The organism is Streptomyces sp. BK340 (assembly GCF_007827595.1).
GTDB lineage: Bacteria > Actinomycetota > Actinomycetes > Streptomycetales > Streptomycetaceae > Streptomyces.
In genome coordinates, this window is record NZ_VISR01000063.1 from 1 (window position 1) to 8,648 (window position 8,648).

Below are 8,648 nucleotides of genomic sequence, written 5' to 3' on the forward strand. Positions count from 1 at the left end.
GTCAGCCCGCCCCCTTGTGCATACCTCATGCGGTCGGCATACCGCAGCGATCACGAGACGTCAGCCCCTACGACACCACGCTTTGAAGGTCAGTAACCAAGCAGCGCGCGGAGGCAAGGGCTGAGCGGGACGAACTTGCTGCTGTCGAAAGGCCCTTGAGCGTGTGATCGAACCGTTCGCCGGAACGCCCCTCGGTCGCGCCGGCGGCTGGGGGGACTACCAACGCATTCTCGCCGTCGGCAGGCCGCCGGACCGATCACGGCCCAGCAGGTCGGAGAAGTATTGGGAGTGGACGTCAGCGTGCGGGCCAAGCTGGAAGCCTCTACGTGGGAGGCTGGTCAGACTGGGCGACCGCCGCAGGCTGCGCAAACTGCCCGACGGCGGGTTCAGGACTTCCCTGTGACTGGCATGCCGCCTGCCCGGCCCCGCTTGCCTATGCCAGTGCCCAGGAATACCGGGCCAGGGGCCGGTGGCACGGTCACACGGGATTCTCGGTTGAGGGGGTGAGGCATCACGTTCGTCGACCCAGCCCTGGGAGGAAGCGTCCGGTTCGGGCGCCATAGGCGGCGTACTCGTCAGCGTGGGCGGAGGCGAGATAGGGCTCCTCGACCACCCGGACCTGCAACTGCACCGCCGCAATCAGGGCCACGAAGGCGGCGCCTGCAATCAGGTTGGGCACTATCAGCCCGAGTCCGAGCGCGGTGACGGCCATCGCGGTGAAAACGGGGTTGCGCACGTGGGCGAACATCCCGGATGTGACCAGCACGGTGCGCTCATCGGAGTCCACTCCGATCCGCCACGAGGCGCCCATGGCCAGCTGGGCGAGTGTAGTGAGTGCCATCCCAGCCAGGGTGAGGGCCAGGCCGACCCCGTGCAGCGCCGCATCGCCCTCCAGCGTGGGGAGCCCGGCGAGCGCCGCCACCGGGGCGGCGGCTCCGCCCAGCAGAGCGGCGACGAACAGCACACCGGCCCACCAGGAGGCTTCGCCGGGGGTGCCGGAGATGCCACGGAAGCCCGCGTCTCCGGTATGGCGGCGCTGGAGAACGGACCGAATACCGAAAGCGAATACGGCCCATCCCAGGTAGAGGGCGAGCGCTGCCCATGCCCAGTTGTTCACCGGCCCGCCTCCACAACCGGGATGCCGCACACACAGCCCGAACGGCAGCCGCAAGCCCATAGTCCGAGATTCACTGTGGTCACCTGTGTTCCTCCAACTCGGCGAAGACGCTCAAGACATGGCCACCTCGGCCTCGTACGCGCACTCGTAGCTGCGCTGCGTGGCGCAGTCATCACCAGCGCCCAGGTCGAGCAACTCGCCAACCTGGCCCGGACCAGCGACAAGTGCGCGTCCAGCACGACGAGAATGGCACATCGTCCAGGCCGGCGGCAGCACGGGAGCCCCGGGCGAACCGCCGCCCCGCCAAAGACGACCACCGGGACCTCATCGCGGCCTAATCCGTCCCTGATCGGAGGTAGCGCAATGCAGCCAGAGTGAGCTCGGCCTTGTTCCCCACGCCCAGTTTGGCGCGGATCCGAGCAACTAAGGTGTCGACGGTGGCCTTAGACACACCCATGCGAACGGCAGCCTGTTGATGGGTATAGCCCCCTGCTATCCAGACCAGCGCTTCCCGCTCCCGCGGCGACAGCGAAGGCACAGGGGCTGCTTCCGTATCAGCTCCGGACATTTCCTTCAATTGATCAGAACGCGAGGGCACGTACACCCCGCCTGCCGCCACCTGGCGGACAGCCTTGATATAGGTGCCTTCAGTCGCATTCTTGGGTATGAAACCTCGGGCACCGGTCCGGAGCATGAAGACCAGCACGTCTTCCGCTTCCCATGCTTCCCATGAGTCCGACATCACCAGCAAGTCCGCGGACGCAGACAAGGAGCGGACATTTGCTTCCGACGTCACCTTGCACTGTGGACGGTCAAAATCGCAGAGCACCACATCGGCCATCACCCGACCGTCTTCCTCACGTGGCAAGTGTGCGGGAGACGGCACGGCTGCCACCACTTGCATGTCCGCCTGATCCGCAAAGATTGCGGCCAGCCCCCGTAGTGCAATCGGGCACTCGTCCACCACAGCGACCCGCAGCACTCGCGCTCCCTCACAGCAGCCACACCGCCGCTGGACAGTCCCTTGGTCGTCGGGCGGTTTGTGTGCACACAGATCCGTGGCCGGGCTCGTACCTTCGACATATGTGCCGTGCCCCGTGGGAGCCGGGGCGGGAGGGATCGGAGTCGGAATCATCTCGGAATGGCGAGGAGATCCAGACCTCGGTTGCTGTGACGCTCTCCCATTCACGCCATCTTCATCTTCCGGAAGGGCGCCCACATCATCGGCGGGCGGAAGGCACCACTACGGTCGTCGACAGGCACCACTTCATAGCTGTCGCACCCCCAGACGTAGTTCCTGCGCAGAGTCAGGTCGAACTGGGCCAGGAGTGGCTCGACGCGCTCCATGCGGTATCGCATGGTGCGCAGGCTGAGGGGCCTATCCGCCGCCCCCAGCAGGCGCCTCAGGTCGTTGATGCAGAAGGGCCCCGGTCGCTCCAGGAACAGACGCAGCAGGACCCTCTGAGAACCCTGAAGTCCCCATTCTGACCACTCGCTCAGCCGGTCGTGCGTTTCAGCCGTCTCCCACTGGTGACGCTGCGGTGGTACGGACAGCCATCGCCGGTCCGCCTCCAGGCGGGCACCGAGCTCCCGGAGAGGCAGATCCCTCGAGAGAACATTGGTCGCTCCGGCTTCGAACAAGCGGGTTGCGCTGACATCCGCCGGGACGAGGACCGTGACGGAGGCAGCCAGCCGGAGCGCGCTGACCCTGCGCTGGATGTCCTGCGCTGTGGCCGGAGCGCGCACGTCCAGTATGGCCAGCGTGTTCGGAAAGTCGAGAAGCATCTCAAGGGCCGCGAGGGAACCCCATTCGAAGACGGGAAGTCGGGAGAGCAGGGTCTTGGTGAGGTCCCGCTGGCCAGTCGACGCCCCCAGAGTGATCACAACTGCTGCAGGTGCGGTGGCCCTTGCACTGACCTGGGGGGAACCCACGGTGTGAAGCATTGTGGTGCCTTTCTGACGTACAGCGAGGGGGACTCCAAATTTCGCGATGTCTTTCTCGGCGGATGCTCGAAAGTCGCGCAAGCTGTCTCGAAAACTGTCTACGGGGCAGCCGGTTCGAGAAGTTCAGTGATCACCAGGACGGGGCAGCCGTCGGAGCGGCAGCGAGCCGCGATCATCGGTGAAGGTGCGCCGTACGTCCCATATGGGAGCGAGCCGGGAACGTGAACTATCCGGCCTGGTCAGCGGTTCAGATGCGAACCATCGCGGCGTGCTCATTTGCAGCGGTGGCCATGGCCCTCATGATCGGGTGGGTCAGCGTGCCCGGGCTGGCCAGTTCGGGCTGGAAGAGCGTTGCGAAGAAGAACGGGTGGTCCGGCAGTTCCGCGATGCGTACCTCGCCCGCGTCGTCGGCGCCGCTGAAGCAGAGTCCGCGCCCGCGCAGGATGTCCACGTAGTCCGGATTCGGTCCGTAGGAGCAGTGATACCGCTCCACCGTGCGCTCAGCCCCCAGAACGCGCTCCGCCAGGGAACCGGGTTCCACGAGGACTGTGCCTTCGTGACCTACAAGGGAGCAGCCCATGGGGATGATCACCTTGTCGTCCCCTAGCGGCTGGTTCTCGGCGTGGCTGGCGTTCGTGAGTCCGCATACGTTGCGCGCGTACTCCACGAGCGCGTGCTGAAAGCCACCGCAGGTGCCCAGGAACGGGATCTTGCGCTCCCGTGCAGTACGAATGGCCGCAACAGCGCCGGCCTCGCTTCGATAGGGGCTTCCGGGCACCAGCCAGATGGCGTCGAAGCCATCGAGCGCGTCTGGGGCCTCCGCGTCTTCGGACGAAATCCAGTAGGCGTCCAGGACGAGCCGATCCCTCTGGGCGAGCTCGTCAAGGAGCCAGGGCATGCGGACGTGCGCACGGTTGCTGGGGGAACGATCACCAACGAGCGCGAGACGCGGTGTGGAGAGGGACCAAAGTGGAGGCATGCAGACATCGTGGCCCTCAACGGACTACATGGCCAACGATGATTTGGCGATGTCGCATTAGCGATGGTGATGACCCGCGGGTACATCCAGCATCTTTCGCGGCCGCGGAGGACGGCCAGCTCGGGCTGATCTTGCTGCGCACGGGTACGTGGGGTTGACCGCACCGGTCTCAGGCGATGCTGACCTCCGCCGAACCGCGTCTGGGCCCCTAGGCCGATGCACCTTCTCTGGCTCTAAGACGTCGCTTCTTATGGCGTGATCATCCGTTGAGCCTTGCATGACTGGTCTGGTTGAGCGGTTGGTACCCGACGAGTTGTGGATCCTGTTCCAGCGGGTGGTTCCGCCGACGGAGGTCATACGTCCGCAAGGCGGCGGCCGACGGCGGGCCGGTGACCGCGAATGCCTGGCGGCGATCATCTTCGTAGCCACCTCGGGTTGCACCTGGCGGCAGTTGCCCCCGGTGTTCGGCCCCGCCTGGCCGACGGTCTACCGGCGTTTCGCCCAGTGGAGCCAGGATCGGGTCTGGGCCAGGCTCCACCGGATCCTCCTCGACGAACTCGGCGTCCGAGGCGAGCTGGACTGGTCACGGTGCGCCATCGACTCCGTCAGCCTCAGGGCCGCAAAAGGGGGCCCCTGACCGGACCGAATCCGACCGACCGAGGCAAGCCTGGATCGAAAATCCACCTGCTCACCGACCGGAACGGTCTGCCCCTATCGCTGGGCATCTCCGGCGCCAACATGCACGACAGCCTTGGCCTGAAGCCCCTGGTGCGCGGGATTCCGCCGATCCGCTCCCGGCGCGGCCCGCGCCGCCGGCGACCGGTCAAGCTCCACGCCGACAAGGGATACGACTACGACCACCTGCGTCGATGGCTGCGCAAGCGGGGCATCCGCCATCGCATCGCCCGCAAAGGCATCGAGTCCTCGCAGCGGCTGGGCCGACACCGTTGGGTCGTCGAGCGGACGGTGTCCTGGCTGGCTGGATGCCGTCGCCTGCACCGTCGCTACGAACGCAAGGCCGAGCACTTCCTCGCCTTCGTCGGCATCGCCGCAGCCCTCATCGGCTATCGACGATTGGCCACGGTTCTCAGGGTCTGAGCCGGTTTTCCTGCACGTCGAAGCAGATCAGCCCCATCACATCTGCCAGGTCTGCCGCGTAGGCCGAGGCTTCCTCGGCCCTGCTCCAGCCCATCCCGAAGTAGATGAGCGGACCACTTGCGCTGTCGATCAACGGTCCGACCGACCACGGCGAGGTCTCTTCCCTGTCCTCGGTGATGTCGCACCACCGCTCAAGAAGTGCGGTGACGTAGGCCGCGATGCGCTCGGACGGAGGTTTCTGGGTCTCACCGTCGAGATAGCGGTCGTATAGGTCGTTGAAGACCCGGCTGGCGATCTTGTCGTTCGCCGGCCGTTCGCCTTCCCAGACAGCCAGGTCGTAGCTCATGCCCGGAGGCTCTCACACCGCGCTGACGGACCTTTGAGCCAGCCAACAGCACTCGCAACAGCCAAAGGAAACGGTGTCTAAGTGCACGACGTTCATGACTTTTAGTGTTCATTCAGTCGCATGAAGTGAATCAAATCGATCCTCTGTCAGTGACTCGCCATCGGCCGCGAGCGCCAATGCGAGCTGCTTGGCGCAGCCGTCCAGGATCCTGCTGTGGAGCAGCTCGATGCGGTGGACGAGTCTCGGCTCGCGGATGGGGACCGCGGTGACATCGGGGAAACGGTTCACGGCCGTATGGGGCAGCAGTACGAGACCGTATCCAGCGCCGACAAGGGCGATGAGTCCCTGAACATCGGTGCCTTCGTAACGCAGGAAGGCACGGTATCCGTCGGACTCGGTGACTGTGCGCAGCTGAACCAGCGGAACGGCGATCTCGGGTGCATCGATCCATCGGGCGTCGATGAGATCGCTCAGGCACAGGCTGGCCCGCCCGGCCAGCGGATGCATCGTCGGGAGCACCACGGCGATCGGCCGCTCGCTGACGGGTGCGGTCGTGAGCGGCGCAATGTCGGGCAGGTTGAGGGGGTCGTTGGGCGCGGCCATGCCATCGACCACGCCAAGGTCAACGGTTCCCTTCGCTACCTCGGCGGGGATCGCCTGTGAGCTTAGGGCGCGCACCGTAATTTCAAGGGTGGGCGACGCCTGGCAGACCTCTGTGAGCCTCCGGGTGAAGTCGGGGCTAAGGGCCAGTGGTGAGACACCCACAGTCACACGGGAGACCGGGGCCGACGTTAGGCGTGCCATGTCCGCGCGCGCGGCGTCCAGGCGCAGCAGGAGGGGACCGGCGTGCTCGAGGAGACGCGCTCCGAGACTGGTCGGGGCCACCGGGCGGCGATCCAGGATGGGCGCGCCCAGTTCGGACTCCAATGCGGCGATGTGCTGGGACACAGCCGACTGAGTGTACCCCAGTTCGCGGGCCGCCTCGGAAAACGACCCGCAGCGGGCGACGGTCACAAACGTGCGCAGAAGATGCGGATCCATCCCATCATTATCGCTAATGCTGGATGCAGAAATCATCGTTGGTGCTGCAGCAGTTCTTCGGTCCACGATGTCCGTATGACGACGGAAGCTCCCGCTCGTGAAGGCGAGCCTGGCACGCCGCCTGGTTATCAGCCTCGGATCCCGCGGTCGCGCAAGGTCGCCCCTGACTCCGTCAGGAGCAGAGGCATCTCCGACGACGGGCACACTCACTCCGGACCGAGCTGCCCGGTATGCACCGGCTGGCGAGAGGTCATCGAACTGGGCAACGGGGTCCTGCTGGCCGGATCCGGCGGGCCCCGTTGTCGCCCTTGCCCCCGCTGTTGCGTGCCGTCCGGATGGCCGTAGGCGCTGTCGGACTCGCCACGCCGCACGGCACTCGGTGGCAGATGACGTGTCGGCCCTTTGTCGGCCATAACGAATTTTGATCGCGATCTTGGTGCTCCTGTATGAAGAACACACCCTCGGACCGGCCAATACTCACGGGAGTGTGCGCCGAGCCCGACCGCAGACCCGCCCGGAATACGAGCACGGGAAGCGAGCCTTCGGACAGGCCTCCGGCGAACTCGCCCAGTAACGGTTCTCTGTGGACGGAAGACATGCGGATTCAGCTGCTTGGTCTTGTGGAGCTCCACACCGGAACGGGGAGCACTGCTGAGGTCGCCGGGGCGAAGCGCCGCGGTGTGCTGGCCCTGCTCGGCCGCAGACTGCCCGTAGAGCGCTTATCCGCACGTCACTGGGACGAGGAGCCCCCCGCCAGGGCAAAATCTGGCGGCCTTGCCACCCGTGGCCAGCGTAGGGCGGCCGTGGGCTCGGTGCGTACCTCTCGTTCCAGTAGCTGGAACACATTCCCCGGAGCCTGGCACCCGGCCAGCGGGCGATCCGCTCTGCGATTGGGCGCATCGACCATGATGTTGGGCGGTCTGACAGCAGATGGATGACGTCCCCACGGGCGACTCTCGACAGGTACCACGCGTTCGCGATCGGTGCTGATGCATGAAGTACAGGCCCTCGAAATCGCCGCGGCTCACCGGAATGCACGCCGAGACCGACGGCAGACCTCTTCGGCAGACAAACGCGGGGAGCCTTCGGACAGGCCCTCGGGTGATCTCGTTTAGTGATGGTTCTCTGCGGATGGAAGACATGCGGATTCAGCTGCTTGGTCCTGTGGAGCTCCACACCGGAGTGGGGAGCACTGCTGAGGTCGCCGGGGCGAAGCGCCGCGGTGTGCTGGCCCTGCTCGCCCTGGAGCTCGGCCGCAGAGTGCCCGTAGAGCGCTTCTTTGAACTTCTCTGGGACGGGGAGCCCCCCGCCAGGGCGAAAGCAGCGCTCCAGGTGCATGTTGCCGCGCTTCGCAAGGTACTGCAGGACACGTCCTTCGTACTTCTCACCCGGTCCCCCGGGTATCTCCTGACCGGCGACCCAGACGCAGTGGACGCATGCCGCTTCCAGGACCTCGCCACTCGGGCCGCCGACCTGCGCGACGACGCCGAAGCCGCACGGCTGCTGCGGCAGGCCCTCGGACTGTGGCAGGGCCCCGCTCTGGCCGATCTGCCCGACACCCCGTTGCGGCGTGCACTGACCAGCCGCCTGGACGACGCCCGATGCCGCGCGGTGGAGGTCTGGGCCGAACGCGAACTGCGGCTCGGCACCGGTGCCAACGCCGTGCCGGCCCTGGAACAGGTGGTCCGCGCATGCAGTCTGCGCGAGCCCACCCTCGCTCTGCTCATCCGATGCCTGCAACAGGCCGGACGTCGACGGGACGCACTCGAGGTTTACCGCAACACCCGCGCCCGGCTCGAAGACCACCTCGGCATCAGCCCCGGCCCCCTCCTCCAGGCCGCCCTTGAGGACTCCGATCTGGCCCACGCCGTACTGGTCCCCATAGCACCGCCCACAACCGGCTCCACACCGCCGCCGGCCGCCGCCACAGCTTTCGGCTCACTGTTCCCGCAATCGGCGGTGAGCACGGCTCCCCGGCAGCTCCCCCGGCAGAGCGCCGGCTTCGTCGGCCGGACCGAGGAGTTCCGGTGGCTCGACCGCGAATGCGGCGAGGGACAGACCGGCGGCGGGCTGTCCCTGCTCGTGGGACCCGCAGGCTCGGGCAAAACAGCCACCGTGGTCCG

Annotated in this window: 8 protein-coding genes; 2 read left to right on the forward strand and 6 right to left on the reverse strand. The window is 66.3% G+C overall.

Annotation, left to right across the window (positions count from 1 at the left end; all coding sequences use genetic code 11):
- Positions 1 to 511: 511 nt before the first annotated feature.
- From FB157_RS46850 to FB157_RS46865, 4 genes are all read right to left on the reverse strand, one after another.
- A complete protein-coding gene (locus FB157_RS46850; RefSeq protein ID WP_145887944.1) occupies positions 512 to 1,117 on the reverse strand; it encodes an isoprenylcysteine carboxylmethyltransferase family protein in 606 nt (201 codons plus the stop codon).
- 334 nt (positions 1,118 to 1,451) lie between these two features.
- Positions 1,452 to 2,099 (reverse strand): response regulator transcription factor, encoded by a 648-nt coding sequence (locus tag FB157_RS46855; protein ID WP_186582020.1) that lies wholly within the window; start codon positions 2,097 to 2,099, stop codon positions 1,452 to 1,454.
- A gap of 203 nt (positions 2,100 to 2,302) precedes the next feature.
- On the reverse strand, positions 2,303 to 3,049 hold the full coding sequence (locus FB157_RS46860; protein WP_145887948.1) for a hypothetical protein: 747 nt from the start codon (positions 3,047 to 3,049) through the stop codon (positions 2,303 to 2,305).
- A 259-nt stretch (positions 3,050 to 3,308) separates the two neighbouring features.
- On the reverse strand, positions 3,309 to 4,040 hold the full coding sequence (locus FB157_RS46865; RefSeq protein ID WP_145887949.1) for a glutamine amidotransferase-related protein: 732 nt from the start codon (positions 4,038 to 4,040) through the stop codon (positions 3,309 to 3,311).
- A gap of 277 nt (positions 4,041 to 4,317) precedes the next feature.
- Here FB157_RS46865 and FB157_RS46870 point away from each other — a divergent pair.
- Positions 4,318 to 5,138 (forward strand): IS5 family transposase gene (locus tag FB157_RS46870; protein WP_145887951.1). Its coding sequence is split into 2 segments (ribosomal slippage): positions 4,318 to 4,665 and positions 4,668 to 5,138, totalling 819 coding nucleotides; the frame shifts between segments, so codons are not numbered across the junction.
- Here FB157_RS46870 and FB157_RS46875 read toward each other — a convergent pair.
- Together FB157_RS46875 and FB157_RS46880 are read right to left on the reverse strand one after the other, a co-directional pair.
- A complete protein-coding gene (locus FB157_RS46875) occupies positions 5,128 to 5,484 on the reverse strand; it encodes a hypothetical protein (protein ID WP_145887953.1) in 357 nt (118 codons plus the stop codon). The two genes, FB157_RS46870 and FB157_RS46875, sit on opposite strands and share 11 nt — an antisense overlap.
- Before the next feature lie 108 nt (positions 5,485 to 5,592).
- On the reverse strand, positions 5,593 to 6,525 hold the full coding sequence (locus FB157_RS46880) for a LysR family transcriptional regulator (RefSeq protein WP_145887955.1): 933 nt from the start codon (positions 6,523 to 6,525) through the stop codon (positions 5,593 to 5,595).
- Between the two features lie 1,182 nt (positions 6,526 to 7,707).
- On the opposite strand from FB157_RS46880, the gene FB157_RS46885 reads away from it, so the two are divergent.
- Positions 7,708 to 8,648: AfsR/SARP family transcriptional regulator (locus FB157_RS46885; protein WP_186582021.1), on the forward strand; the 941-nt coding region annotated here is incomplete at its 3' end.

Coding starts and splice junctions, on each gene's coding strand:
- FB157_RS46880 (WP_145887955.1), bottom strand. CDS start 6,525: ATGGATCCGCATCTTCTGCGCACGTTTGTGACCGTCGCCCGCTGCGGG.
- FB157_RS46865 (WP_145887949.1), bottom strand. CDS start 4,040: ATGCCTCCACTTTGGTCCCTCTCCACACCGCGTCTCGCGCTCGTTGGT.
- FB157_RS46875 (WP_145887953.1), bottom strand. CDS start 5,484: ATGAGCTACGACCTGGCTGTCTGGGAAGGCGAACGGCCGGCGAACGAC.